The sequence below is a fragment of the Stenotrophomonas sp. STEN038 genome, from assembly GCF_056759895.1.
In genome coordinates this window covers 42,250-68,824 of the sequence record NZ_JBRRDW010000026.1, presented here as the reverse complement: position 1 = coordinate 68,824, position 26,575 = coordinate 42,250, and the positions used below count along the sequence as shown (strand labels likewise).

General features: G+C 64.7%; 26 protein-coding genes. 18 read left to right on the top strand and 8 right to left on the bottom strand.

Going from position 1 to position 26,575, the window contains the following annotated elements; all coding sequences use genetic code 11:
• Nucleotides 1–318 precede the first annotated feature (318 nt).
• The 3 genes from ACVOLS_RS12415 to ACVOLS_RS12405 all read right to left on the bottom strand — a co-directional run bounded on the left by ACVOLS_RS12415 (nucleotide 319) and on the right by ACVOLS_RS12405 (nucleotide 3,503).
• The gene (locus ACVOLS_RS12415) at nucleotides 319–912 is read right to left on the bottom strand and encodes a thioredoxin family protein (RefSeq protein WP_481545829.1); all 594 of its coding nucleotides are present in this window, start codon (nucleotides 910–912) and stop codon (nucleotides 319–321) included.
• A 10-nt stretch (nucleotides 913–922) separates the two neighbouring features.
• Nucleotides 923–2,431: a peptide MFS transporter gene (locus tag ACVOLS_RS12410; protein WP_481545828.1), complete on the bottom strand. Its 1,509-nt coding sequence runs from the start codon at nucleotides 2,429–2,431 to the stop codon at nucleotides 923–925.
• 211 nt (nucleotides 2,432–2,642) lie between these two features.
• On the bottom strand, nucleotides 2,643–3,503 hold the full coding sequence (locus ACVOLS_RS12405) for a tryptophan 2,3-dioxygenase (protein ID WP_481513363.1): 861 nt from the start codon (nucleotides 3,501–3,503) through the stop codon (nucleotides 2,643–2,645).
• Nucleotides 3,504–3,910: 407 nt separating this feature from the next.
• Between ACVOLS_RS12405 and pdhA the strand changes: the two genes are divergently transcribed.
• From pdhA to ACVOLS_RS12360, 9 genes are all read left to right on the top strand, one after another.
• Entirely contained in the window at nucleotides 3,911–4,999 is a 1,089-nt protein-coding gene (gene pdhA, locus ACVOLS_RS12400) for a pyruvate dehydrogenase (acetyl-transferring) E1 component subunit alpha (RefSeq protein WP_481545827.1), read from the top strand.
• Nucleotides 4,992–6,071 (top strand): alpha-ketoacid dehydrogenase subunit beta, encoded by a 1,080-nt coding sequence (locus ACVOLS_RS12395; protein ID WP_481545826.1) that lies wholly within the window; start codon nucleotides 4,992–4,994, stop codon nucleotides 6,069–6,071. The genes pdhA and ACVOLS_RS12395 overlap by 8 nt, the downstream gene beginning before the upstream one ends.
• A 1-nt stretch (nucleotide 6,072) precedes the next feature.
• Nucleotides 6,073–6,426, top strand: coding sequence for an SH3 domain-containing protein (locus tag ACVOLS_RS12390; RefSeq protein WP_481545825.1), 354 nt, complete (start codon nucleotides 6,073–6,075; stop codon nucleotides 6,424–6,426).
• Nucleotides 6,423–7,808, top strand: coding sequence for a dihydrolipoamide acetyltransferase family protein (locus ACVOLS_RS12385; protein WP_481545824.1), 1,386 nt, complete (start codon nucleotides 6,423–6,425; stop codon nucleotides 7,806–7,808). Before ACVOLS_RS12390 ends, ACVOLS_RS12385 begins: the two co-directional genes overlap by 4 nt.
• Before the next feature lie 322 nt (nucleotides 7,809–8,130).
• Nucleotides 8,131–8,472: a hypothetical protein gene (locus ACVOLS_RS12380; protein ID WP_481545823.1), complete on the top strand. Its 342-nt coding sequence runs from the start codon at nucleotides 8,131–8,133 to the stop codon at nucleotides 8,470–8,472.
• 44 nt (nucleotides 8,473–8,516) lie between these two features.
• Nucleotides 8,517–9,128, top strand: a complete 612-nt coding sequence (locus tag ACVOLS_RS12375; RefSeq protein ID WP_481545822.1) for a DUF998 domain-containing protein — start codon at nucleotides 8,517–8,519, stop codon at nucleotides 9,126–9,128.
• Between the two features lie 39 nt (nucleotides 9,129–9,167).
• Complete coding sequence (locus tag ACVOLS_RS12370) at nucleotides 9,168–9,554, top strand: VOC family protein (protein ID WP_481545821.1); 387 nt, start codon at nucleotides 9,168–9,170, stop codon at nucleotides 9,552–9,554.
• Nucleotides 9,555–9,623: 69 nt separating this feature from the next.
• On the top strand, nucleotides 9,624–10,046 hold the full coding sequence (locus ACVOLS_RS12365) for a hypothetical protein (RefSeq protein WP_481545820.1): 423 nt from the start codon (nucleotides 9,624–9,626) through the stop codon (nucleotides 10,044–10,046).
• 78 nt (nucleotides 10,047–10,124) lie between these two features.
• The gene (locus ACVOLS_RS12360; RefSeq protein WP_481545819.1) at nucleotides 10,125–10,892 is read left to right on the top strand and encodes an SDR family NAD(P)-dependent oxidoreductase; all 768 of its coding nucleotides are present in this window, start codon (nucleotides 10,125–10,127) and stop codon (nucleotides 10,890–10,892) included.
• Nucleotides 10,893–11,006: 114 nt separating this feature from the next.
• Here ACVOLS_RS12360 and ACVOLS_RS12355 read toward each other — a convergent pair whose 3' ends face one another.
• Nucleotides 11,007–11,639, bottom strand: coding sequence for an NAD-dependent epimerase/dehydratase family protein (locus ACVOLS_RS12355; protein WP_481545818.1), 633 nt, complete (start codon nucleotides 11,637–11,639; stop codon nucleotides 11,007–11,009).
• A gap of 119 nt (nucleotides 11,640–11,758) precedes the next feature.
• Here ACVOLS_RS12355 and ACVOLS_RS12350 point away from each other — a divergent pair, with 119 nt between their 5' ends.
• The 3 genes from ACVOLS_RS12350 to ACVOLS_RS12340 all read left to right on the top strand — a co-directional run bounded on the left by ACVOLS_RS12350 (nucleotide 11,759) and on the right by ACVOLS_RS12340 (nucleotide 14,589).
• A complete protein-coding gene (locus ACVOLS_RS12350; RefSeq protein WP_481545817.1) occupies nucleotides 11,759–13,300 on the top strand; it encodes a GGDEF domain-containing protein in 1,542 nt (513 codons plus the stop codon).
• A 67-nt stretch (nucleotides 13,301–13,367) separates the two neighbouring features.
• Nucleotides 13,368–13,922 (top strand): RNA polymerase sigma factor, encoded by a 555-nt coding sequence (locus ACVOLS_RS12345; protein ID WP_481545816.1) that lies wholly within the window; start codon nucleotides 13,368–13,370, stop codon nucleotides 13,920–13,922.
• Nucleotides 13,923–13,926: 4 nt separating this feature from the next.
• Nucleotides 13,927–14,589 carry a hypothetical protein gene (locus ACVOLS_RS12340; protein WP_481545815.1) on the top strand — a complete coding sequence of 221 codons (663 nt, stop codon included), beginning with the start codon at nucleotides 13,927–13,929 and terminating at the stop codon, nucleotides 14,587–14,589.
• A gap of 139 nt (nucleotides 14,590–14,728) precedes the next feature.
• Here ACVOLS_RS12340 and ACVOLS_RS12335 read toward each other — a convergent pair whose 3' ends face one another.
• The gene (locus ACVOLS_RS12335) at nucleotides 14,729–15,637 is read right to left on the bottom strand and encodes a DUF808 domain-containing protein (protein ID WP_481545814.1); all 909 of its coding nucleotides are present in this window, start codon (nucleotides 15,635–15,637) and stop codon (nucleotides 14,729–14,731) included.
• 145 nt (nucleotides 15,638–15,782) lie between these two features.
• On the opposite strand from ACVOLS_RS12335, the gene ACVOLS_RS12330 reads away from it, so the two are divergent.
• Both ACVOLS_RS12330 and ACVOLS_RS12325 read left to right on the top strand, forming a co-directional pair.
• Nucleotides 15,783–17,477: an ABC1 kinase family protein gene (locus ACVOLS_RS12330; RefSeq protein ID WP_481545813.1), complete on the top strand. Its 1,695-nt coding sequence runs from the start codon at nucleotides 15,783–15,785 to the stop codon at nucleotides 17,475–17,477.
• 474 nt (nucleotides 17,478–17,951) lie between these two features.
• A complete protein-coding gene (locus ACVOLS_RS12325; RefSeq protein ID WP_481545812.1) occupies nucleotides 17,952–20,051 on the top strand; it encodes a phosphoglycerol transferase I in 2,100 nt (699 codons plus the stop codon).
• A gap of 92 nt (nucleotides 20,052–20,143) precedes the next feature.
• Here the strand turns inward: ACVOLS_RS12325 and ACVOLS_RS12320 are convergent, their stop codons facing one another.
• Nucleotides 20,144–22,564, bottom strand: a complete 2,421-nt coding sequence (locus ACVOLS_RS12320) for a DUF3772 domain-containing protein (RefSeq protein WP_481545811.1) — start codon at nucleotides 22,562–22,564, stop codon at nucleotides 20,144–20,146.
• A gap of 88 nt (nucleotides 22,565–22,652) precedes the next feature.
• Nucleotides 22,653–22,901, bottom strand: a complete 249-nt coding sequence (locus tag ACVOLS_RS12315; RefSeq protein ID WP_481545810.1) for a hypothetical protein — start codon at nucleotides 22,899–22,901, stop codon at nucleotides 22,653–22,655.
• Between the two features lie 191 nt (nucleotides 22,902–23,092).
• Here ACVOLS_RS12315 and ACVOLS_RS12310 point away from each other — a divergent pair, with 191 nt between their 5' ends.
• From ACVOLS_RS12310 to ACVOLS_RS12300, 3 genes are all read left to right on the top strand, one after another.
• Complete coding sequence (locus ACVOLS_RS12310) at nucleotides 23,093–23,587, top strand: lipocalin family protein (RefSeq protein ID WP_481545809.1); 495 nt, start codon at nucleotides 23,093–23,095, stop codon at nucleotides 23,585–23,587.
• 30 nt (nucleotides 23,588–23,617) lie between these two features.
• The gene (locus ACVOLS_RS12305) at nucleotides 23,618–24,829 is read left to right on the top strand and encodes an NAD(P)/FAD-dependent oxidoreductase (RefSeq protein ID WP_481545808.1); all 1,212 of its coding nucleotides are present in this window, start codon (nucleotides 23,618–23,620) and stop codon (nucleotides 24,827–24,829) included.
• Nucleotides 24,830–24,937: 108 nt separating this feature from the next.
• On the top strand, nucleotides 24,938–25,393 hold the full coding sequence (locus ACVOLS_RS12300; protein ID WP_481545807.1) for a hypothetical protein: 456 nt from the start codon (nucleotides 24,938–24,940) through the stop codon (nucleotides 25,391–25,393).
• Between the two features lie 115 nt (nucleotides 25,394–25,508).
• Here ACVOLS_RS12300 and ACVOLS_RS12295 read toward each other — a convergent pair whose 3' ends face one another.
• Nucleotides 25,509–25,832, bottom strand: coding sequence for a DUF6122 family protein (locus ACVOLS_RS12295; protein ID WP_282271453.1), 324 nt, complete (start codon nucleotides 25,830–25,832; stop codon nucleotides 25,509–25,511).
• Between the two features lie 182 nt (nucleotides 25,833–26,014).
• On the opposite strand from ACVOLS_RS12295, the gene ACVOLS_RS12290 reads away from it, so the two are divergent.
• Nucleotides 26,015–26,485: a YehS family protein gene (locus ACVOLS_RS12290; RefSeq protein ID WP_481510903.1), complete on the top strand. Its 471-nt coding sequence runs from the start codon at nucleotides 26,015–26,017 to the stop codon at nucleotides 26,483–26,485.
• The last annotated feature ends 90 nt before the right edge of the window (nucleotides 26,486–26,575 follow it).

The window sequence follows — 26,575 nt, the reverse complement described above, 5'->3', positions numbered from 1 at the left end:
GGTGAGAGAGGGCAAGGCGCCGGATGCAGAGGGATTGATTCGTTAGCGGCTGCGCACGGGAAAAATGAACCCACCCCATGAACCCAGGTAGTGCAGAGCCATGCCCGGCAGAGACGTTACCGACAATGCCCTGTAGTGCCGAGCCATGCTCGGCAGAGGCCTTACCGACAATGCCCTGTAGTGCCGAGCCATGCTCGGCAGGAGCCTTACCGGCGGCCGCTGGTACGTGCATGAAGCCCCTTGCCGAGCATGGCTCGGCACTACAGTGAAAAAAAACGGCGCCTCTCGGCGCCGTTTTCGTTCAATCACATCGCAGGCTTACTTCGCCGACGGTGCCCATGCTTTCAGGAAGGCATCGAACTTGGCGCGGTCGTAACCCTTGCCCTTCTCCAGATCCCCAGTGAACTGCGAATGCAGCAGCTGGCCTTCGGCATCCAGCACGAACAGGTGCGGGTAGCCCTTGATCTCAGGGAAGCGCGCAAGGAACTCGGCGTTCTCGTTCTCTTCGCTGTAGTTGACCTTCATCCACACGTAGTTGGCATCGCGGAAGCGGCGCAGCTCCGAATCACCTTCCATGAAGGCATCCAGCAAGTGGCACCAGGAGCACCATTCACCACCCACATCCAGGATGATCCGTTTGCCACCACGCTGCGCCTCGACCTTGGCCGTCTCCAGATCGGCGACCGGGTCGCGGGCAGGGTCGAACTGCGCGTTGAGCCCGGCCACCGCAGCGATATCCGCTGCGGTGGGGGTATTGCCCGATGCCACCGGTTGGCTGGTGTCAGCCACCGGCGCCTTCTGTTCGGACGTATCGAGCGGCTGCACCGTTTCAGGCTTGGCGGCCGGCGGTTGATTGCAGCCAGCCAGCGCCACGGTGAGCAACAAAGGAACCATGCCGAACAGCAGTTTCATCGCCAACTCCTTACTTCACACCGTGCATGAGCTTCTGCACCAACGGGGCGATCAGGAACAGCAGCACGCCGCCACCGATCAGGATCCAGAAGCCCATTGTGTAACCGGAATGGGCCGACTGTACGGTCATGCCACCGGCGCCACTGACGTGACCGGCAAACAGACCGGCCAGATTGTTGCCGATACCGGTCGACAGGAACCAGCCACCCATCGCAAAGCCCACCAGACGCACCGGCGCCAGCTTGGTGACCATCGACAGGCCGATCGGCGACAGGCACAACTCACCGATGGACTGGATCCAGTACACCGCGAACAAGGTCCAGAACGGGATCTTGTTGGTGCCCGGGTCAAGCAGGCTGGACAGCGCAAACATCAGCAGCAGGAAAGCCAGACCGTTGAAGATCAGGCCCAGGCCGAACTTGCGCGGGATCGACGGATTGGCCTTGCCCAGACGCACCCACAGCCAGGCCAGGACCGGTGCCAGGGTGATGATGGCAATCGAGTTGACCGACTGGAACCAGGCGGTCGGGAAGGTCCAGTCACCAAACTGGCGGTCGACGATACGGTCGGCAAGGAAGGTGAAGGAGCTGCCGGCCTGCTCGAAGAACATCCAGAACAGGACGTTGAAGGTAAAGATGATCAGCATTGCGATCACGCGGTTGCGCGAGACCTTGCCTTCGCGGCTGCCTTCAACCAGCAGCATGATGCCCAGGCCGATGAACATGATGGTGAGGATCACCTGCAGCACATTGGCGCCGGCATTGAGCAGGCCGTACATCACCGGGATGGCGATCAGGCAGGCGATGGCGGTCTTGATCACCGGGCCACTGCCCTGCTTGTCCGGCAGCGGCGCACCGATGCCCTTGAGGTGACGGCGCTCCAGCTGGAACCACAGCAGGCTGATCAGCATGCCGATGCCAGAGGCGATGAACACCATCTTGTAGGCCGGCATGGCGTCGGTGCCGAACACCTTCTGCGCCAGGATCTGGGTGAGGATCGGCGAGATCATCGCACCCATGTTGATGCCCATGTAGAAGATGGTGAAGCCCGAATCGCGGCGTTCGTCATCCAGCTTGTAGAGCTTGCCGACCATCGTGGAGATGTTCGGCTTGAACAGGCCGTTGCCGACGATGATCGTGGCCAGGCCCAGGTTGAACACCTGTGGATTGGGGATGGCGATCATGAACAGGCCGGCGGCCATGATCACCGCACCCAGCAGAATCGAGCGTTGGTAGCCAATGATGCGGTCGGCCGCATAACCGCCGAAGATGGCCGCCGCATACACCAGCGCCAGGTAGGCACCGTAGGTATGGTTGGCCGGAGTTTCGCCGGCGGCATTGCCGCCGTGGAACTGCGCCACGATGTACAACACCAGCGCCCAGCGGATGCCGTAGAACGCGAAACGTTCCCAGAACTCGGTCATGAACAGCATCCACAGCGGACGCGGGTGGCCGAGGGTGGTCTTGAACTCCGGCACGGGCGCCGGGGTTGGTGCGGAATTCGGCGCGGCAGCGCTCATGCGGTGTCCCCTGATGATTCGGTGGGTAGTTGATGCAAGTAAGTCGGCCGGAACCGGCGCGACGGGCGAGGATCACAGAAGCGTCGGCTTCACGTCAAATACATACTGCTGCAACCAACAGCTGCGCCATGGCTGGGCCGAGCTCTCCGAGCCCAGCCCATGGTGCACTGCAAGCCGCTGAATAGGTTGGATTTTCAACCCAGGCAGGGGCTCAGGCATCGCCGCGGATGGTGGTACGCACTTCGAACAGCTCGGGGAAGAAGGTCAGCTCCAGCGCCTGCCGCAGGAAGCCCACGCCGCTGGAACCGCCGGTGCCGCGCTTGAAGCCGATCACCCGCATCACCGTGCGCATGTGGCGGAAACGCCACAGCTGGAACTGGGTTTCCAGGTCCACCAGGTCCTCGCACAGCGAGTACTCACGCCAGTAGCGGTCGGTGTCCTGATAGATGTTCTCGAATACCTGGCGCAGGGCCGGGTCGCTGATATGCGACTGGGTCCAGTCGTGGCCTTCGTAGGCCGCCGGGATGGCGTGGCCGAAGCGCGCCAGGTAAGCCAGGAATTCCTCGTACAGGCTGGGCGCTTCCAGCACCTCACGCAGCTGCGCCTGCCCTTCCGGGTCATGGGCGAACACGTTGAGCATGTCGGCGTTCTTGTTGCCGAGCAGGAATTCGATATAGCGGTACTGCAGCGACTGGAAGCCCGAGGACGGGCCCAGCACATCGCGGAAGCCCATGTATTCGGAGGGGGTGAGGGTTTCCAGCACCGCCCACTGCTCGGTCAGCAGGCGCAGCACCTGCTTGGCCCGGGCCAGCACCTTGCGGCACTGCCAGACCTCGTCGCGCTGCATATGGCCGCGCGCCGCGCGCAGCTCATGGCCGAGCAGCTTCAGCCACAGCTCCGAGGTCTGGTGCTGGATGATGAACAGCATTTCGTCGTGGTGCGGCGGGTTGGACAGCGGCTGCTGGGCCGTCAGCAGCTGGTCCAGGCGCAGGTAGCCGCCGTAGGTGAGCCGGCCCTGCAGGTCGGTATGGATACCGGCTTCGAGCTCACGCTGGTTCTTTTCTACGGTCATCGGCCTGGCCATCTAAGGGGGCGGCAAGGGTAACGCAGCGTTGGACCTTCTGTAGTGCCGACCCATGGTCGGCAGGGCTTTATCGGTAATGCCTCTGCCAACCATGGGTCGGCACTACGCCCGCTCCCTTTGCCGAAGGCAAGGGGAGGGTTGGAGAGGGGTGCCCTGGACTTGGCTCCCGCGCAAACGGAATCGAAACACGCGCAAACCGCAGTGGCGCGACAATGTGCCGTTCCTGTCGTCACAGACTGAATACGTTGCAATTGCTCGCCCGAGTCGAGTTCCGCGGAACAAACCTGGCCTTTGCCCGGTCAATCTTGTTGCGGCGCAGGACGGCTTTTTCGGACTGAGTCCTTACCATGCGTAATTCCTATCATTTGAAACCATCTGTCCAAGGTGTTGCTGCAATGACGGTTTCCGCCCAGTTCCAAATCGATTACCTGCAGTACCTGGATGCCGACGGCACCCTGGTACGTGAAGACCTCCCCGCCTCGCTGCGTGAGCCACGCTCGCTGCTGCCGATGTTCAAGCAGATGCTGGCCACGCGGGTGTTCGACACCAAGGCCGTGGCGCTGCAGCGCACCGGCAAGCTCGGCACCTTTGCCTCCTGCCTGGGCCATGAAGCGGCCCATGTCGGCATCGGCGCGGCCATGAAGAGCGGCGACGTGTTCGCCCCCAGCTACCGCGAGTACGGCGCCATGTTCATGCGCGGCGTGCGCCCGCGCGACGTCCTGATGTACTGGGGCGGCGACGAGCGCGGCAGCGACTACGACCGCGAAAGCGATGCGGTCCGCGATTTCCCCATTTGCGTACCGATCTCGACCCAGTGCCTGCATGCGGCCGGCTCGGCACTGTCGTTCAAGCTGCGCAACCTGCCGCAGGTCGCGGTCAGCGTCTGCGGTGATGGCGGCAGTTCCAAGACCGACTTCTACGCCGCGGTGAACTCGGCCGGTGCCTACAAGCTGCCACTGATCCTGTGCGTGGTGAACAACGGCTGGGCCATCTCGGTACCGCGCTCGGCACAGACCGGCGCTGAAACCCTGGCCCAGAAGGGCCTGGCCGGCGGCCTGTTCTGCCTGCAGGTGGACGGCAACGACCTGATCGCGGTGATGGCGGCGATGGAACAGGCGCGCGAGCGCGCCCTGTCCGGCCAGGGCGGCACGGTGTTGGAACTGCTCACCTACCGCCTGTCCGACCACACCACCGCTGACGACGCCCGCCGCTACCGCGACGACGCCGAAGTGAAGTCGGCCTGGTTGAACGAACCGCTGATCCGCCTGCGCAAGTACCTCACCGCGCAGGGCGTGTGGAGCGAGGAAGAAGAAAAGAACTGGATCGCCGAATGCGGCACCCGCGTCGACGAGGAGGTCAACGCCTACCTCAACTGCCCGGTGCAGCCGGTCGAGGCGATGTTCGACTATCTGTATGCCGATCCGCCGCCGGACCTGCTGGCGCAGCGTGCTGCCGCCATCGCCTTGGAGCAGCGCCATGGATGACATCAAGCGCAATGCTGCCGTCACCTCGGCCAGCCACGATCACGGCGTCGCGCACAGCGCGGCGAGCAACAGCGGAGACACCCCGATGACAGCTACCCCGATCACCCTCATCGAAGCCGTCACCCAGGCCTTGGCCTGGGAAATGGAACACGACCCGTCGGTGCTGGTGCTGGGCGAAGACGTGGGCGTCAACGGCGGCGTGTTCCGCGCCACCGCCGGCCTGCAGCAGCAGTTCGGCCCGCAGCGCGTACTCGACACCCCGCTGGATGAAACCACCATCGCCGGCCTCACCGTCGGTCTCGCCGCACAGGGCATGAAGCCCGTGGCCGAAGCCCAGTTCGACGGCTTCGTCTATCCGATGGTCGATCACCTGATCTGCCACGCCGCACGCCTGCGCAACCGCACCCGTGGCCGCCTGCATTGCCCGATGGTACTGCGCGTGCCGTGGGGCGGTGGTATCCGCGCGCCGGAACACCACAGCGAAGCCAACGAAGCCATCTTCACCAATGTGCCGGGCATGCGCGTGGTGCTGCCGTCCAGCCCGCAGCGCGCCTATGGCCTGCTGCTGGCGGCGATCCGCGAGCCGGATCCGGTGATCTACATGGAGCCCAAGCGCATCTACCGCCAGTACAAGGAAGTGGTCGTCAATGACGGCGAAGCACTGCCGCTGGACGTCTGCTTCGTGCTGCGTGACGGCACCGACGTGACCCTGGTCACCTGGGGCGCACAGGTCAAGGAAGCACTGGAAGCAGCCGACAAGCTGGCCGGCGAAGGCATCAGCGCCGAAGTCATCGACGTGGCCACGCTGCGCCCGCTGGACTTCGCCACCATCGCCGAGTCGGTGGCCAAGACCGGCCGCTGCGTGATCGTGCAGGAAGCACCGAAGACCGCTGGCTTTGGCGCTGAAATCGCCGCCCGCCTGGCCGAAGAGTCGATCTACGACCTGCTGGCACCGGTCGAGCGCGTTGCCGGTTATGACACCCACATCCCGCTGTTCCGCCTGGAGATGAAATACCTGCCCAGCGTGGAGCGGATCGTGACCGCCGCCAAACGTGCGGTCGCGGTGGGCTGACATGCTGGCACGCTTGATTGGCAGCTACCGCAGCCAATACCGTAACCCCCTGCAGTTCCGTACCGGGCAGATCGTCGAGCTCGGTGTCCGTGACGAAGAATGGCCTGCCTTCGCCTGGGTGAAAACCAGCGAAGGTGGCGCCGGCTGGGCGCCGGTGGCCTGGCTGCAGGTGCTGGACGATGGCCAGGCCGAAGCGCTGCGTGATTACAGCGCACGCGAGCTGGACGTGGACCGTGGCGAACAGGTACGGCTGCATCACGAACATGGTGGCTGGTGGTGGTCCGAGCGCGCCGATGGCGCGCAGGGCTGGCTGCCGGCACGCGAACTTGAATTGCTGGAAGAGAAACGCACATGAGCCAGACCAAGAATTTCAACCTGCCCGACCTGGGCGAAGGCCTGCCGGACGCGACCATCGTTGAGTGGTTCGTCAAGGAAGGCGACGTGATCAGGCTCGACGAACCGCTGGTGGCGATGGAAACCGCCAAGGCCGTGGTCGAAGTGCCCTCGCCGTTCTCCGGCAAGGTGCTGAAGCTGGCCGGCCCCGCCGGTGACATCGTGGTGACCGGGCACGTGCTGGCCAGCTTCGAGCTCGACCCGAACCTGCCGCAGCGCGCCGATGGCCAGGACACCGGCCATCACCACGGCACCCCGGCCGAAGCCGCGCCCGCACCTGTCGCTGCACCGGCACCGGTTGCAGCGGCCGCTGCCGATCGTGCCGACGAAGGCACCGTGGTCGGCGCGATGGTCAGCTCCAATGCCGTGCACACCGAACAGGCCGTGGCCGTCGGCGGCGTCAAGGCGGTGCCGGCCGTGCGTGCGATGGCACGCAAGCTCGGCGTCGATCTGGCCCGCGTGCGCGCCACCGGCGCCGAGGGCGCGGTGACGATGAATGATGTGAAGCAGGCGGCAGCCGATGGCACCGCGCGCGTGGGCTCAGCGCCTACCGCAGCGGTGCATACCCATTCACCTCTCCCGCAAGCGGGAGAGGTCGGCGCACACAGCGCGCCGGGTGAGGGCGCTCTTCGCGCAACTGCCGCCCGCACCCCGCTCTCCGCCGCCGGCAAGCCGATGCGTACCGCCCCGCCGGGCGTGGTCGCCAAGGGCCAGCCGGAACCGCTGAAGGGCGTGCGCCGCAACATGGCGCGGGTGATGGCCGATGCGCATAGCAAGGTCGTGCCGACCACGCTCAGCGATGATGCCGACATCCATGCCTGGGCGCCGGGCAACGACATGACCTCGCGCCTGGTCCGCGCCATCGTCAGCGCCTGCCAGGCCGTGCCGGCGATGAATGCCTGGTTCGACGGTGACAACCTCACCCGTACCCTGCATGCCCAGGTCGACATCGGCATTGCCGTGGACACCGACGACGGCCTGTTCGTGCCGGCCCTGCGCAATGCCGACATGCTCGATGCACGTGGCGTGCGCGAAGGCATCAACCGTCTGCGCCAGCAGGTCGAAGACCGTTCGATCGCCCCGTCGGAGCTGAGCGGCTACACCATCAGCCTGTCCAACTTCGGCATGTTCGCCGGCCGTTACGCCACGCCGGTGGTGGTGCCGCCGTGTGTGGCCATCGTCGCCGCAGGCCGTGCCCGCTTCCAGGTCACCCCGGTGATGGGCGGCATTGAAACCCACAAGGTCATCCCCTTGTCGGTCACCTTCGATCACCGCGCCTGCACCGGCGGCGAAGCCGCGCGCTTCCTGCGCGTGCTGATCGACGATCTGGCCAAGGTCAACTGACAGATTTGTTGGCTGTGTGATTTTGAGGCCCGCAGCGATGCGGGCCTTTTTTTGTGGCTTGGCGTTTGCCTTGGGTTTGCTTGTTGGAAGCGGCCCTCACCCCAACCCCTCTCCCGCAGGCGGGAGAGGGGCTAGGATCGCGGCGGCTCGTAGTGCACTGAGCCCCTCTCCCGCCTGCGGGAGAGGGGTTGGGGTGAGGGCCGCTCTTGCCTTTGATCTTCCCTGCATTCCCCACCACACGAAAAAACATCACCAACCTGTAACGCCACCTCACGATTCCAGCGCTAGGATTGCGCCATCCACCGCTACAACCAAAGCCGCCATGGGCACCTGGACCTGCAGCAACTGCAAGGAAGTCAACGAAGACAACTTCGACCAGTGCTGGAAATGCGGCACCCATGCCGACGGCGCACCACCCCCACGCGACTTCCAGCCTGATGCCGGGCGCAGCTGGATGCAGCCACCACGCCTGATCGACTGTCCGCGCTGCCCGGGCATGCGCATGGAATTCATCGGCCGCAAGCGCTTCCACGAAGGCTCGCAGGCCATGCCCTTCCTGCTGGGCGATATCGGCGAGCTGTTCGTCAACCGCGAGGAGTTCGACCTGCATGCCTGCCCGAACTGCGGCAAGGTGGAGATGTTCCTGTCCAATCGCGTACGCTGAGCATCGCCACCATCCACCGGCCGACGATGCGTTTCCAGCGCTGCTTGATCCTGCTGTTCGTGGCGATGTACCTGCTGATGCTGCTCGGCGGTGCCGCACTCAAACCCGGTTACTCGCCGCTGTCGCAATACATCAGCGAACTCGGCGCGGCCGGCAGCGCACATGCACAAGCGATCAGCCTGTTCGGCTTCATTCCAGTCGGCGTACTGGCCGCATTGCTGCTGTTCGCGTTCGCGCCGATAGCCCCGGTAAGCGGCGCCAGTCGCTTCGGCTATTGGCTGCTGATATTCGAGCCGCTGGCGTGGATAGGCTCCGCGCTGGCACCTTGTGATCTTGGTTGCCCGATCGGTGGCAGCCTGTCGCAGTCTCTGCACACCCTGCTCGGCGTGTTCACCTATCTGGGCACCGCATTCGGCTTGGTGCTGTTGGCAACCGCGCCGACGTTGCGCCCAGCTACGCGCGTGTTCTGGATCGCACTGGCAGGACTCTGGCTGCTGCTGTTCGTGTTGATGGGGCTGGAACCATTGCAGTCCTGGCGAGGACTACTGCAACGCGTGGCCGAATGGAGTGTGTACAGCGCACTGTGCATCACTGCATGGCGACTGAGCAGTTCAGCAGCTGCTGTCGACAGCGCGATAACACGCAACCACGGATAGCGGGTGTACGCTGCGCTCCTCTGTCACCGGAGCATCCGCATGAGCCACCGCAGCCGTCTTGCAGGTTTCATCATTGATTGCCAAGGCACCGACAGCGATACCGCCGCCGCGTTCTGGGCGTCCGCACTCGGCCTGACCGCCAAGCCCGGCCATACCGAGAACGATGGCGCGCAGTACGCTGAGCTGCTGGGCGCTCCCGCTGACCTGCATGTGGAAGTGCAGCGCGTCGATCACGCTCCACGCGTGCATCTGGATATCGAGTCCGACGATATCGATGCAGAAGCCGACCGGCTTGAAGCATTGGGCGCACGCCGCATTGCCAAGGTCAAACGTTGGTGGGTGATGGAAGCACCCACCGGCCATCGCTTCTGCATCGTGCAGATGCACCATCCAGAACGTGGCGCAACACCCACTACCTGGAAGTAATACATTTTTTTCACGACAGCCTGCGTTGTGATGTGTTGGAATGCCGCTCCAAATCAAGGAGTGAACAGCATGGGTTTGATCACCGGAATGGTCGTGGGCGGTCTCGGCGGCTTGGCAGCCATCAACATCCTTGCGCTGATGGCAAAGAACAGCGGCAGGCCGCATGACCTCACCACCTTCAGCTCCGATGAGAACGTGCTTGCCAAGGTCGATGCATGGGCAACCGAACATGGCTACGGCCTGGTCCGCGACATCGATGGCACCCGCGTCTATCGCAAGGGCAACAACATCCTGACGTCACCGATGTACATGGAAGTCACCCAGGACGGGAACAAGTACAGCGTCAAGAGCTATACACAGATCAACGGCTTCATCCTCCGCGGTGATCTGGCGCTCACTGGCGATACCTTCATCGCCAAGCTGCCGCGCTCGATGGCCAAGAAGGCGCAGAACAATTTGTTCGCAACCTTGAACGTGCCCGGCTTGCCGTGACCGCGGAACACCACGTTCTTCGCCCGTAAGCCCCGACGCAGCGATAATGCGCGGTCTCCGCCCACCGGAACCGCAGCAATGACTTCATCCTCTGCTTCTCTACACGGGGCACGTGTCCTGGTTGCCGGTGGCAGCCGGGGCATTGGCTTGGCCATCGCCCAGGGCTTTGCCCGCGAAGGCGCGAAGCTCAGCATCTGCGCACGTGGCGCGCCCACGCTGACGCAGGCTGCCGACGTACTGCTTCGCGACGGCGCGGCTGCCGCGCATACGCAGCAATGCGATCTCGCCGATCCGGCGCAGATCCAGGCCTGGATCGACGCTGCTGCCGCCGAGCTGGGTGGCATTGATATCCTCATCAACAATGCCTCCGGCTATGGCAACGGCAATGACGATGCCAGCTGGCAGGCCGGTTTCGATATCGACCTGATGGCCGCGGTGCGCGCCAACCGCGCTGCCCTGCCCCACCTGCGCTCGAGCGCATTGCCGGCCATCCTCAACATCAGTTCGATCAATGCCTCGGTGCCGACACCGCGTGCAGCGGCCTACTCCGCCGCCAAGGCTGCGTTGAATTACTACACCGTATCGCTGGCCACCGAGCTGGCGCGCGAGCGCATCCGGGTCAACGCCCTGGCACCGGGCTCGATCGAATTCCCCGGCGGCCTTTGGGAGCAACGCCGCAGCAGCGCACCCGCGCTGTACGAGCAGATCCGCAACAAGATCCCGTTCGGCGGCTTCGGCAATGTCGAAGATGTGGCCAATACCGCCGTGTTCCTGTGCTCGCCCGCAGCGCGTTGGATCACCGGCCAGGTACTGGCGGTGGATGGCGGGCAGTCGCTGCCGGCTTAACAACGTTGTGGGAGCCGCTGTTTGTAGGAGCGGCGTGAGCCGCGAAGCTGGCGCACTCACAGATCCCCGGCTTCGCGGCTTACGCCGCTCCTACAAAAAACCCGGCCAACCTGGTCACACCAACGCCGCCGCCCCAACCACCCGCACGCCCGGCTGCGGATCCAACGCCGCCTGCACCAGCGCATCGGCAATCCGCGTGGCCGGATTGATCCGCCACGCGCGCGGCAGCACCGGCGCCAACGCCCCCAACACCACGCTGGCCAGATGCTCACCGGCCCGTCGTTCGGCACGCTCGCCGCCAATCAGGCCCGGGCGCACCAAGGTCAATGAAGCAAACCCCAGCGCGCGCAGATCCTGCTCCAACGCGCCCTTGACCCGGCTGTAGAACACCAACGAGCGCGGATTGGCGCCGGCCGCCGAATTCAAGGCAAATACCTCGCAGCCATTGGCGCGTGCCGCCCGCGCGATCGCCAAAGGATAGCCATGGTCAATCTGCTGGAAGGCCTCGCGCGAGCCCGCCTGCTTCATCGTCGAACCCAGCGCGCAGATCACCGCGTCCACCTGCCAGCCCTGCGCCACCGTCGCCAGCTCGGCGAAATCCAGCACCGGATTGAGCAGCTTGGCGTCGGTCAGCGGCAGCGCACGGCGGGTGGGTGCGATCACCCCGCTGCAGCGGGGGTCGACCAGCAAGCGCTGCAATACCTGCGCCCCGACCAGACCGGTCGCGCCGGCCAGCAATACCCGCATGATGTGCTCCTGTGATCGGCTGCCATTCAAGCCGGCTGCTACCTTGCCGATAATGGGGCTTGGACACCACCTCCGGTTGCGCACAGGCGCCGCCACAACCCGCCCGGACCTCTCCCCAAATGGCCGACAGCCCCGACGACTCCTCGACCTCCCGCAGCAGCGGACTGGGCCGCATTCTTGCCCGGCGCACCGCACCGCAGGCGGCTGCGGCGGTCGAGGTAGTAGCCAACGGGGGCGGCGGCATGGCGATGCTGCAGCGCTTGTTCATCGGCGCCAACGCGCCGGAATCGGTATTGGCCGCCTTCGCCCAGGGCATGTGCACCTTGCCCGGCGAACTCGGCGATATGGGCCAACGCCTGCACAGCGCCCACGCCGAGCAGGACTGGGAACGCTACGGTCGCCTGCTGCGGCAGCTGATCGACAAGTACATCCGCACCGTTGAACTGGAAGCCTCCCACACCAGTAACAGCCAGGCCGAACAGCTGCGTGACATGTTGCGCGACACCCTGGGCGCGGTGCTGGCCAGCCTGATGCAGCAATCGCCGGAGCTGGAACAGCAGGCCCAGCGCATGGGCGAGGAACTGCGCAGCTGGCGCAGCGGCCAGCCCCTGCAGCCGGTGGCCATGCATCTGCGCGAGCTCTGCCATCAGGTCGGCGTGCGCAGCAGCAGCCTGCAGGAACAGCGCGATCTGCTGCTCAACCTGTTCGACATGCTGCTGGAGAACATCTCCGAGCTGCTCGATGGCGACAGCTGGCTGCAGGGCCAGATCCGCTCGATCCGGCAGTTGCTGGCCGGGCCGCTGGATGCGAACTCTCTGGAGCAGACCCGCAACGACCTGCGCGAAGTGATCTACCGGCAAGGGCTTCTGCGTGAAGGCATCGACCAGTCCAAGCAGGCGATGAAGGACCTGATGGTCGACTTCGTGACGCAGGTGGACGGCATGGTCACCGAGACCGGCGAGTTCCACGATCGCATCGCCAGCTATGCCGTTGCCGTCCGCCAGACCCGCAGCATCTCCGACCTGACCCAACTGCTGCAGGACGTACTGCAGGACACCGCCCGGGTACAGGAGCAGGCCGCGCGTGCACGCGACCACCTGGCCAATGCCCGCGCCGAAGCCAAGGCCGCCGAACAGCGCGTGCAGCAGCTGGAACGCGAGCTGGAAGAAGCAGGCAGCCAGCTGCGTACCGATCCGCTGACCGGTGCCCTGAACCGGCGCGGGCTTGAGCAGCAGCTGGGCGAACTGCTGGCCGACCACGGCACGCCGCTGAGCCTTGCCATGATCGATCTGGACCACTTCGGCCAGACCAACGCCCAGCATGGCCACGCCGGCGGCGATCAGGCCCTGCGCCATCTGGTGGCGGTGACCCAGCAACGCCTGCGCGGCCGCGACTGCATCGCCCGCCTCGGCGGCGACGAATTCGTACTGGTACTTCCCGGCCTCAACCGCGCCGCAGCACTGGAAACCCTGCAGCAACTGCAGCAGCAGCTGGCGCAACGCCCGTTCCTGCATGAAGAACAGCGCGTGCAGGTGCGTTTCAGCGCCGGCGTCGCCCAGGCCCAGCCCGACGAAGCCCTGCAGGGCCTGCTGCAGCGCGCCGATCAGGCGCTGTATGCAGCCAAGCGTGTAGGTCGCAATCAGGTCCTGCCTGCCGCCTGAGCGGCGACCGCAACGACAATCTGCCCACGGCTGTGATATTTGCTGCGCTGGTGCGAATCACCCGGGCATGGACATCACCGCGACCAACCCCATCGCCGAGCTGCAACAGCGCTTTGCCCAGTTGCTGGCCCAGCACCAGGGCATCGTGCTCAAGGTCGCGCGTGGCTATTGCGCGCAGCGCGAAGACCGCAGCGATCTGATCCAGGAAATCAGCACCCAGGCTTGGCGCGCCTTCGCGGCCTTTGATCCAAAGCGCGCGCAGTTCAGCACCTGGCTGTACCGCATCGCCTTGAACACCGCCATCTCGCAGCTGCGCAGCCGCGAGCTACGCCGGCAATACCACAGCGATGTCGCGTTGGATGACGACCTGGCCAGCGCTGCCGATAACGCTGAGGACAACGCCAGCTTGGCCCAGCTCAACCAGCTGGTACACCGTTTGCCGGCACTGGATCGGGCCCTGCTGTTGCTTCACCTCGACGACTGCAGCCACCGTGAAATCGGCGAGGTGCTGGGCATCAGCGCCAGCAACGCCGCCACCCGTCTGCATCGGCTTCGCCAACAGCTGCGCAGCCAGTTCGACCCCGCCTCTGCCCCACCCATCGCCCCCAACTCGCGAGACTGACAGCATGGAACTCGACGAACTCAAAGCCGCCTGGGCACAGCAGGCGCAACGTATCGACCAGCTGGAGGTTCTGGCCCTGCAGGCATGGCAGCAACCGCGCCAAGCCAGCGTGCAGCGTCGCCTGCGCTGGTTCAGCGGCCTGCAACTGACGTGGCTGCTGGTGTGGATCGTAGTCACCGTGCTGGCGGCGAGCTTCTGGGTTGAACACCGTCAGTTGCCGCAGCTGCTGCTTACCGGGCTGGCCTTGCACCTCTACGGTATCTCTGCGATCTGGGTATCTATCACCCGTGCCTTGTTGGCGGTACATGCAGATGCTGCCGAGGCACCGGTGCTGACCCAGCAGCGACGGCTGGCACGCTTACGCCGTTTTACCGCGCTCACCGAACTTGGCCTGGGTCTGCCGTGGTTCTGCCTATGGCTGCTGGCCCTGCAGTGGGCCTGCGTGCAATGGCTGGGCCTGGACCTGTACGCGATGGCGCCTGCGTGGTTCCTCGGCACCTTGGGGGTTGGTGTAGTGGTGATGCTGGCCAGCATCTGGGCTGCACGCGGGGTGATGCGGCGACTGCCCGCCAACCATCGCCTACAGCGGCTGCTGGACAGCCTTTCCGGGCAATCGCTGGCCCGTGCGCAGCAGCAGTTGCGGGAGTTGGAGCAGAGCGCGGCGTGATTGTGGCGCGGCGGTTGTTGTAGGAGCGACGTAAGCCGCGAAGCTGACAATCTTTCAGATACCTCTCATGCGGGCATGCATTGCTGATGCCTGAAGAATCCTCTGCTTCGCGGCTTACGCCGCTCCTACAAAGCCGGCTTCAATGCGCGGCTTTCGCCCCGCGCATACGCTGGATCATGGTCACCGCGGTCAGCACCACCGCGCCGATGATGATGCCCACCACCATGCTGCCCAATGCATTGGCCAGCCATTCCAGATTGGCCGGGGCCAGCCCGATCACAAAGTGGTGCAGGGCTGGAATCGCGTGCACCAGAATGCCGCCGCCAACCAGGAACATTGCCGCGGTGCCGGCAACCGACAGGCCGCGCATCAACCACGGCGTGGCGTACAGCAGGCCGCGTCCGAATGCAGCCAACGCACGTCCCTTGTCCAGCAACCAGGCGCCCACGTCGTCGAGTTTGACGATGCCGGCGACCAGACCATAGACGAACACCGTCATGCCCAGCGCGATGGCGATCAAGGTCACGACCTGCTGGCTGAACGGCGCATGCGAGATCACCCCCAGCGACAGCACGATGATCTCCGCCGACAGGATGAAATCGGTACGCACCGCGCCCTTGATCTTGTCCTTCTCGAAGGCGACCAGATCCACCTTCTCATCGGCCATAGCCTTCAGCCGCGCGGCCTTGTGCGCCTCGTCCTCATCCTTGGAATGCAGGAACTTGTGCGCCAGCTTCTCCACGCCTTCGTAGCAGAGGAAGGCACCGCCGATCATCATCAGCGGAGTGATCGCCCACGGCAGCCATGCGCTGATCGCCAAGGCCGCCGGCACCAGGATCGCCTTGTTGACCAATGAGCCCTTGGCCACCGCCCACACCACCGGCAACTCCCGGTTGGCAGTGACGCCGGTTACCTGCTGCGCGTTCAAGGCCAGATCGTCACCGAGCACACCGGCGGTCTTCTTGGCGGCGACCTTGGTGAGGATGGAGACGTCATCCAGCAACGCGGCAATATCGTCGAGCAGGGCAAACAGGCTGGCTCCAGCCATGGGTCACCGTAAGGTCATAGGACAGGGGAAGGGAGGATTCTCACTCATTCGCGGCTCAATCGGGAGCACGGCGCCACGTATTCACCCAGCTGCAACCCGGCTGCGGCCACACTGCAGCTTCGGCCGCCAGGAAGACCCCCGTTTGATGGAACCGACCAGCAGCGACAGCCCGACCACCGTCGGCGGTATCAGCCGGCGCCAGCAGATCGTGCGCCTGCTGCTGCGCTACCGCCATTCCGGCGTCTTCTCCGGCATCTCGCTGGATGGTGAAATTCCCCGCCTGGGCAAGCCACCGGCCGCCGGTAACCCCACCCAGTTCGTCGCCGACCTTGAAGCGTTGGGCACCACCTTCGTCAAACTGGGCCAGGTGCTGTCGACCCGCCCGGACATGATCCCGCCCGAGTACGTGGCCGCGCTTGAGCGCATGCAGGAGAAAGTCGCGCCGATCCCGGTGGAGCAGATCCGCGCGGTGATCGAGGACGAGCTGGGCGCGCCGGTCAGCAAGCTGTTTGCCTGGTTCGACCCGCAGCCGCTGGGCAGCGCCTCCATCGCCCAGGTCCACCAGGCCGAGCTGCACGATGGCCGGCAGGTCGCCATCAAGGTGCAGAAGCCCGATATCGCCGCCCAGCTGCGTTCGGATATCAATGTGCTGCGCAGCTTCGCCACCGCCGCCGATCACCTGACCCGGGTCGGCCGCAAGGTGCGCTTCTCCGACTGGCTGGGCGAGTTCGCCAAGACGCTGCGCATGGAGCTGGACTATGAGGCCGAGGCTGCCAATCTGGCCCGCTTCGGCCAGCACCTGGCGCCGTACCCTGAACTGTGGATCCCGCAGCCGGTGTGGGACCTGTGCGGCCGCCGCGTGCTGACCATGGAGCTGGTGCAAGGCGTGCGGGTGGATGCGATCCCACCGGTACGCCGCACCGAGCAATCGATGGTGCCGCTGGCTGCCGCACTCGTACGCGGTTATCTGGACCAGATCTTCGTACATGGCGAAATCCATGCCGATCCGCATCCCGGCAACCTGCGCGTCACCCCAGAGGGCAAACTGGCGATCTTCGACCTCGGCATGGTCGCGCATGTGCCACCGCGGCTACGCCAGCGCCTGCTCAAGGTGCTGTTTGCCGCAGTGGATGGCCGCGGTGAGGAAGTGGCCGATGAGATCATCGGCATCAGCACCCGCCTGGAGGACTACGACGAAGAGCGCTACCTGCGCGAGACCGGACAGATGATTGCCCGCTACGCCGCCAACGGCACCTTGTCCGAGGGCCATGTGGTGCTGGAGATCGTACGCATCGCCACCTCCAGCAACCTGCGCACGCCACCGGAGCTGAGCCTGCTCGGCAAGGCGCTGCTCAACCTGGAAGGCGTGTGCCGCTTCCTGGCACCGGAGATGGAGACGCGGAAAGTCGTCGAACGGCAGCTGCAGCATGTGATGCGTGCGCACTTCCGCAAATCATTCTCGGCAGCAAACCTGGCCAGCGAGGCGATGGAGCTGCAGCAGCTGCTGCGCAACGGTCCGCGTCGCATGTCCGACATCCTCAGCGTGCTGGCCGAGAACCGGCTGCAGATGAAGGTCACCGGCCTGGACGAATCGCGGTTGATGGAGAACATCCAGAAGGTCGCCAACCGCATCGCCGCCGGCTTGATCACCGCCGCTTTGCTGCTGTCCTCGACCCTGTTGATGCGCGTGCCTACTCACTGGACGCTGTTTGGCTATCCAGCCTTCGCAATGCTGCTGTTCCTGCTGGGTGTATTCATCGGCTTGGGGCTGATCGTCAGCTCAATGCTGTTTGATCGCCGCACCAGAGCACGCGCCCGCGAAGAGCGTGGCCATCGCTGAGCGTAGATGCATCACCTGTAGCCGCGGCAAGTGCAGCGCACCCAGGAGCACGCACAGCGTGCATCAACGCCACAACAGCGCCGCCGAATTGGTGTGCCACCGTCAACACAGATGCACTCATCCCTTGCGCCGTGCCGCCACGCGCAGGTACAGCGCTTCGGTCACTGCCGTCCCGGCTGCGCTGCGCTTACCCGAGCGACGTGACCAGATTAATTGCAACGCAGGCAATGACAACAGAAGTTTTCAGCAGCTGAAATCAGGCCGAAAAGCACACTTTCTCACCACAACTCACAGCCTTCAGTGTGCAATGCATAGCGCACGCAACTGATGATGAATGCAGCTGCGCTGTCCCAACATTTCAGTCAGGTTACGGCAGGCAAGATCCAGATGCTTCTGCCACAGCACTGAAACAACAGTGTGTAGAGCGATGACGGCCGCGGCCGTCGCCCCTGTCTCCGCTACCCACGTGACCGCATGCATTGGATCATCTGGCTGTCTCTGGCAGCACTGTTCGTACTGTTGATGGTGTCACCCACCCTGGCCCGCGTGAAGGCAGGTCTGTTATCACTGCTGTTGCTGGCACTGAGCGCTTGGTGGTTGATCGACAAACTCAGCGGCGATGGCATCAACTCGGCCACGCTGTACCACCTGCGCAGCGATATGGAAGGCGCCGGCGTTGGCGACTTCAGCGCCTACATCATCGGCTTCATCGGCCTGGTAATCATCTCGCTGACCCCGCTGCTGTTGCTGCGCGTGCGTCGCCTGCAGCGCCCCCGTCATGGCACGGCGGTGTTCGGCGGCTTCACCGCGCTGTTGCTGACAACACTGCTGCTCAGCCCGCTGTACACCGACGGCAAGCGCATCTACCAGCAGATGCAGCCGGTGGACTACAGCGCGGTAGCACCGGAATACCAGTTGCCCTCCAAACCGCTGGCGCAGCGGCCCAACATCGTCTGGATCTACGGCGAGAGTCTGGAACGCACCTATTTCAACCAGGACGTGTTCCCCGGGCTGATGCCCAATCTGACCCGGCTGGCCGGCGAAGGTCTGGATTTCCGTAACATCGCCTCGGCCGACGGCAGTGGCTGGACCATCGCCGGCCTGGTGTCATCCATGTGTGGCGTGCCGCTGACCACCGCGCAGGGCGATGAGAACAGCATGGGACGGATGGGGCGCTTCCTGCCCGAAGCCTTCTGCCTTGGCGACTACCTGAAGCAGCAGGGCTATAGCAACCATTACCTGGGCGGCGCCAATGGGCAGTTCGCTGCCAAGGCGGACTTCCTCAACTCGCACGGCTTTGACGACGTGCGCGATCTGGAGTGGTTCCAGCAGCAGAACATCGCCAAGCGCCATTTCTCCAATTGGGGCGTGCACGACGACGTGCTGCTGGAACGTGCCTACGAACGTTTCCTGGAGCTGTCCGCGAGCGGCCAGCCTTTCATGCTGACCGCACTGACCATGGACACCCATCATCCGGCCGGGCATCTGCCGGTGGCCTGCAAGAACACCCGTTACCGGAGCGCACACGGCAATATCGGCCTGCTCAATGCGCTCAAGTGCAGTGATCGCTTGATCTCGCGTCTGGTCGATCGCATCCGCAGCAGCGCGTTCGCCGACAACACGCTGGTGGTGGTGGCCTCCGATCACCTGGCCATGCCCAATGACCTGAGCCATGTGCTTGAGAAGCAGAAACGCGAGAACCTGTTGCTGTTCCTCGGCAACAAGCTGCAGCCCCGGCAGATCGTTGCGCAGGCAGGCACCACGCTGGACTCGGGTGCTACCGCGCTGCAGCTGCTGGATCCGGCGATCGATGCGATCGGCTTTGGCCGTTCGCTGTTGAAGCCCGCACCTGCGGTCAGTGCCAGCGTAGCGGCTACCAACGGTGATACGAGGGGCTACGCACGCTATAGCGCATTCGCACGCTCGCTGTGGCTGGGTGAGCAGACCCGCATGCTGCGGCTGGATGACGATCAGGTACTGGTTGGCGTACAGAGGGTACAGCCACCGGTGCTGCTGGAATACGACCAGCAGTGGGACCTGAAGTCGGTGTACCTGGAGAACACCTCGCGCAAGTTCGAGGAGGCCGATCCACAGCACCGTCTTGCCTATGTCGACCGCTGCACTGCGTTTGAAGATGATTCGGCTGATGGCCAATGGTGTGCGCTGCTGCTCGACAGTGATCAGGGCATGCGCCTGTACCGCGATGCGCAGCTGCGCCGTGGCATCGCCGTGGATGCGCCGTTGCAGGCGTTCAGCGGGCCGCGCCCCAGCGTGCGCCAGTCACGCATGATCAGCCGCCAGCCGCGTCACACCAGTCCTGGCCAATACGTGTTGGAGCTGTACGCGGCACAGCGTCCCGAGCGTGGCTTCTGGGTGGAAGCGGTGGCGTCCAAGCGCAATGTGGTGGTGGCACAGCAATGGGTGCAGCCCGATGCCGAAGGCCGCATCCGCATGCCGCTGGGCGTGGACCGGGAGATTGATGACCTGGAGATCCGCGCCTGGTTGAATCATGCCGAGCAGTTGGCCGTCGACGACTACGCGCTGTTGCTGACCAGCGGTCATCCGAGGGCGTAACGCCGCTCCTACAAATCACCGGAAAAGACCCTGCCGAGCATGGCTCGGCACTACATGCGGACCTCCCCCTGCCGAGCATGGCTCGGCACTACCTAGGCTTCCGGGGGGTCGCGTACCAGGTGGATGTCGGTCGGGGTGGACAGGGCGATGCCGGCAGCAGCGGTCTGCTCCAACAGGGCGAACAGCACATCACTGCGGGTGCCGTATACGCTCCGCGACGATGACACGTAGGCAAAGCTGTTCACAGCCACCTGGCCACCACTGATCGAATCAATGAAGAACGACGGTGCCGGATCGATCAGTACCGTTTCGTTGGCCGCGTAGATCCCCAGCAACAAGGTCCGCAGCTTGCCCATGTCGGTGCCCAGGGGCACCGAGAACTGCACTTGGATGCGGCCCAGCGCATTGGCCATGGTCATGTTGCGGATGGTCTTTGTGATCAATTCCGAGTTGGGCACGATCAGCGTGGAACGATCACCCACCTGGATCTCTGTCGAACGCACCGAGATGCGGCGTATATCGCCTTCCTGGTCACCAATCTTGATCCAATCACCAATCTTCACCGGGCGTTCGGCCAGCAGGATCAGGCCGGAAACGAAGTTCTGGGTGATCGCCTGCAGACCAAAACCAATACCCACCGACAGGGCACTTGCCAGCAGCGCCACCTTTTCAAAACCAATGCCCAGTGCGGCCAGAGCCCACAGCGCAGCCAGCACGATACCGAGGTAGTGGGCAACGGTGCTGATCGAGTTACGCGCGCCGATATCCAGTTCGGTCTTGGGCAGGTAGGTATCCACCAACCAGCGCTGCACCACCCGCATCAGCGCCAGGCCCAATACCAGCACCAGCACCGCGCTGATGATCGAACCGGGTGTCAGCAGGTTGCCACCGATCTTGATGCCGGCCGACAGGCGCTCCAACCAACCGTACAGGGCGCTGACATTGCCGAACGGTGCAACAAAAGCGGTGATGCCCAGCATCACCAGCGCAAGCCGTGACGTGGCCGACAGCAATACGCCGGCCTGTTCCAGGCGGCTGGCGGACAAGCCGGTCGACAACCGCAGCATGCGCCCGGCAGCACTGTCCGGTGCCAGCAGCCACAACGCGAAATCATCGGCGAAGCGCGTCAGCAAGGTGGTCGCCAGCACGATCACCGTCCCCCAGACCATCTGCTGGGCGGTGAACATGGCGAAGTTGAGGTAGCCGAGCAAGGTCGCCACCAGCGCGGCGAAGATGCTCAGGTAGCCGCCCAAGCGTGCCACGATCAGCCAGCCACTGCGCGGTGCACGCGGCGAGCGGCCACTGCTGGTGTTCTCCGCTTCGGCCTGCGCGGCCTGTGCGGCGCGGCGTCGATGCAGGCCGGCCAAGGTCGCCAGCATGCTCATGATCAACACCACGTAGGTCAGTGCTATCAGGCCGTCCAAGGTCACCGTGCCCACCGCCGAGGTACGCGCTGCGCGATTGACGTCGCGCAGCAGCATGGTCAGCCAGGTCAGGCTGGCCGCACCCCAGGCAAAGCGCCGCAGGCGGGCGGCGGCGACATCATCGATGTCCAGCAGGCGCCAGGTCGGCCGCGACGGCACCAGCAGGCTGGCCGCCACCGCACCGATGAAGGCCCCCACGAAGGTGGCGACGACGAACATGTCGGCCACCGATTCCAACCGCGGCGCGATTGCATCGATTGCCCGCAGGCTGGCCACCAGTACCGTGGCCGCCAGCCCAGGCAGCAAGGTACCGACCAGCAGCAGCCACACCGCAAGACCGGTGCGACGCAGGCGTCCGTCCGGGGCGCGCTCGGAAGCGGCATAGCGGCGACCAAGGTGACGCAACCAGATGCGCAGCGGGAACAGCATCAGCAAGGCCAGCGAAACGCCCAGCAGCGGCATGCCCCAGCCTTGCTTGCGGGCTGCCTTCAGCAGGGCATCGTGGGCCTGCCGGTACAGCGACCGGAAGCGGGCAAGATCGTCAGGCACATGCTCACCAAACTCGCGCCACAGTGCAGGCGACAGCGGCGAGGCCACCTTGCGGCCCATCTGCTCACCGAACTGCTGGGCCCGCATCTTCTCGATGGAGTCGCTGGCCTGCTTGGCGTCCTCGGCCAGCAGCTTGCCGCGTTTGATGTCGGCATCGATCTGGCTGCGCTGCTGGTCCAGCAGCTTGCGCTGGCGGGCGATGCCAGCTTCTTCGCCAGCTTCGGGGGCCGGCCCCAGCTGTTCGATGCGGGCGTCCAGCTGGGTCAGCTCAGGCTGCAGCGCGGCAACGCTGGCCTCGGCCTCGCGCTGCGCCTGGCTGGCACGTTCGGCCAGTGTTTTCAGAGTCTCCGGCGCATCGGCGTCGTTGACTGCACGCTTGACCGCCGCGACCGTGCGCGAGGCCTGTTCGATGCGGGTCTGCGGGCTGATGTCAGCCGCTGCACCATCAGGCGCGGCCCAAGCCACATTGCCGGCAGCCAAGCCAACCAGCAGGACGAACAACAGCGCGCGCAGCGGATGCGAAAAACGTTGGGCAAGCAAGGCAGGACACCGGATCGCGCGGACCACCGCGCCTGCCGGGAACTATATGTCAGTGCGCGTTCACATCCTGCAAAACCGTGCCCATTCCTCAGTACTCGAGCGACAGCTCGACGATGTGGTGGCGATTGAGCTCGTAGATTTCCTTGAACTCATCCTCGGTCAACTCGCACGGCGCGTAGATCGCCACCGGCTCCCACACCTGGGTGGTGGCTTGCGGCTGGCGTGGGCCGGCACGCAGGGTGAAACCCAGCCCCTCGTACTCGACCGCCTCAGGCAACTGCTCCCAGCGCTCGCGTGCATAGCGGTTCTGCCCCTTGAGCAGGATCACGACAAACATGGAGGACTCCTGTTTTCGGATGCCGCCAGCCTAGCGCAGCCAGATCTGCCCTGCGCGAAGAAACGCCGCCGTCGATGGCAGTGATTCAGTGAATGGCAAATCAACCCACCCGGCACAATCCCTTAACCGGCAGTGGCCTATAGCTGTTGCCCCCGACGCGCCAAGCCGCGTCACCGCCGAAGAGGTCAACCATGACGCAACCCTCCTCCCTGGCAACCGTCCCGCACGTGGACCTGCAGCGCTACCTGGGCACCTGGTATGAAGTGGCGCGCCTGCCGATGCGCCACGAACCCGAGGATGCCACCGACATCAGCGCCCATTATTCCCTCAACGAAGACGGCAGCGTGCGCGTGCAGAACCGCTGCCTGCATGAAGGCAAACTGGAAGAATCGATTGGTCAGGCAACTGCGATCGATGACAGCAACAGCAAGCTGGAAGTCAGCTTCCTGCCCGAGGGCCTGCGCTGGATTCCCTTCACCAAGGGCGATTACTGGATCATGCAGCTGGACTCGGCCTATACCACCGCGCTGGTGGGTAGCCCCGACCGCAAATACCTGTGGTTGCTCGCGCGCCTGCCACGGATGGATGCCACCACCCGCGATCACTACATCGCTTACGCACAGCAGCAGGGTTTCGATACCGCACCGTTGATCCACACCCCGCATACCGGCCACCCGACCGGCTGACAACCGCTGCCGCGGTGAACGGAGGCGCGCATGGACCTGAAGAGTGGCTACCCGTTCTGGGCCATCAAGAATGGCCTGATGCATGCCTTCCCGCCGTTGCAGCAGGATCTGCGCTGCGACGTGGTGGTGGTTGGCGGTGGCATCACCGCCGCGCTGATCGCCGATGAACTGGTGCAGCATGGCCATGACGTCGCGGTCATCGAACAGCGTGACATCGGCTGGGGCTCCACTGCCGCCAGCACCGCATTGCTGCAATACGAAATAGACACGCCCCTGCGCGAGCTCGCCAAGCGCCATGGGCTGGATGCGGCATTGCTGGCCTACCGTGCCTGTGCACAGGCCATCGAGGAGCTGGAGGCGCTTGCCACGCAGGTGGACGACGTCGATTTCCGCAACGCGCGCAGCCTGTATTACGCCAGCCGGCGCCGCCATCTGGGGCCTTTGCTGGAGGAGTTCGAGCTGCGCAGCCAGCACGGCTTCGCGGTGGACTGGCTGGACGCCGCGGGCGTCGCCGAGGATTTCGGCTTCAACGCGCCCGGCGCGATTCTCAGCACCCCGGCCGCAAGCATGGACCCCTACCGCATGAGCTACCGGCTGCTGATACGGCTGCTTGCGCGGGGTGCGCAGGTCCATGACCGCTGCCGCATCGACGCGGTTGAGACCAGCACCCAGCGGGTGCAGGTGCGCACGGCGGATGGCCTGCGCATCGAGTGCAAGCATCTGGTGGTCGCCACCGGCTACGCGGCCCAACACTGGTTACGCCAGCGCGTGGCGCGCAACCGCAGCAGCTACGCCTTTGTCACCGACCCGTTACCGGCAGATGCGCTGGCGCAACTGCGTGACACCTTGCTGTGGGAGACCGCCCGCCCTTATCTCTACCTGCGCACGACCGCCGACCAGCGCCTGCTGGTCGGTGGCGAGGACGACGCGGTCGACCTGCCACTGCGCCGCGATGCACAGGTTGATCGCAAGGCGCAGCGACTGGCGGCAAAGGTCGGCGAGCTGTTCCCGCAGTTGGCGGTGACGCCGACCTTCGCCTGGGCAGGCACCTTCGCCGAAACCGAGGACGGCCTGCCCTTCTTCGGTATGCACCGGCAATGGGGACCGCGGGTGCATTTCGCCATGGCTTATGGCGGCAATGGCATCACCTATTCGATGCTGGGCGCCGGCCTGATCCGCGCCGCCATCGAGCGCCGCCGGCACCGCTTGGCGGAGCTGTTCTCCTTCCGGCGCCTGGCCTGAAAGTTCCCCTGCAGCTACGGTGATCGACAGCCATCGTTCAACGCTTTTCTGTTAGCGTCCATGTTGCCCGCCAGCACGGCGTGGTCCCAGTTCCGGAGCGCCAGCAACATGATCCGCACATCCCTGATCGCCGCCCTGTTGTTGGCCCCCGCCGTTGCCATGGCGCAGGATGATGCCGCCGGCACTGCGGGCGGCTTGGACCTGAGCGTGCCGCAGGCACCGCTGCGCTACCTGGGCGATACCTACAAGGGCGACGCACCAGGCACCTATTACGGCGACCACAGCGGGCGCGGGCTGGCCAAAAAAGACAGTCCGGGTGCCGAGGTGATGGACGACAAGCTGCAGATACACGGCACGGTCAGCGCCGGCATCGGCTATTCCAAGGCTTACGGCAACAGCAATTGGCAGGCCGTGGACCTGAACCTGGGCAAGAACTACAACACCGACGAAGGCAAGAGCCGTCGGGTGAACCTGAACATCCATATGAGCAAGAGCGACGGCCCCGGCCCCTATGGCTACGGCCCCGGCCCGGGCTTTGGCCCCGGCCCCTGGGGCGGCTGGTAAGCCCGCCCCCGCGTACTTCTGGCGTGGCTGGCAAGCCCACCCCACCTGCTTCTGGAGACTGCTGAGCCCGCCGTTGCCCGGTTCTGGCGGGTAACAAGCCCGTCCAAGCGGCCACTTAGCGGCCGGCGTGCATCCACAGGCAATCCAGCGCATCCAGCGCGATATGCACCAGCAGACCGATACCGAACAGGCGGGTGCGCTTGGGCAGGGTCAACCCCGCGTACAGCACGATGGCCGGCGCGGTGTGCAGCGGGTGGAAGCCGATGCTGCAGCGGTTGGGGGCATAGATCGGGTCGGCCAGCAGGTGGTCCAGGTCGATCACCCAGCCCAGCAGCAGCAACAGCCAGGCCTTGCCGAACTGCGGCCGCCAGAACAGCCAGGCCAGCAGCGCCGGCACCGCCACATGCAGGCACAGGTGCAGGATCGCGCGTGAACTCATTGCCGGGCCGCCAACGCTGAGGTGGCAAACCGGGCCCCGATGGGCCGCGCGGGAACGGGTGCGTATGGGAGCATGCGGGCGAACTTTGCTGAACCAGCCCCGATTGTAGGCTGGGGCCCCGCCGGTGCGGCGTTACACTATGCCCCCGCCGGCATCTCCGCCGCGGTGGTTCCGGAGTGGCAATGATCAACAACGACGTACTGCGCAGCATCCGCTACATGCTCGACCTCAGCGACAGCATGGTGGTGGACACCATTCACCTGGCCGATTCCAGCTTTGAAGTGGATGCCGCTCAGGTGCACGATTTCCTGCGCAAGGACGACGAGCCGTTGTTTGAAGCCTGCCCGGACGCGGTGCTGGCGCGTTTCCTGGACGGCCTGATCTACCACTACCGTGGCCGCGATGAGTCGCAGCCGCAGCGTCCGCCGGAAAAGCGCATCACCAACAACATCGTGCTGAAGAAGCTGCGCGTGGCCTTCGAGCTGAAGGACATGGACATGCACGCGATCTTCGAGGCCGCTGGCTTCCCGATGTCCAAGCCGGAGCTGTCGGCATTGTTCCGCCAGCCAGACCACAAGAACTACCGCGAATGCGGCGACCAGGCCCTGCGCAACTTCCTCAAGGGCCTGACCCAGCGCGTGCGCCCGGCGTAAGCCACAGCTGCCGCTCCTCCTTTGTAGGAGCGGCGTCAGCCGCGAAGCTGGCAATGCATGCGCGCGCCGGGGATTCTCCTCGGCCGGTAT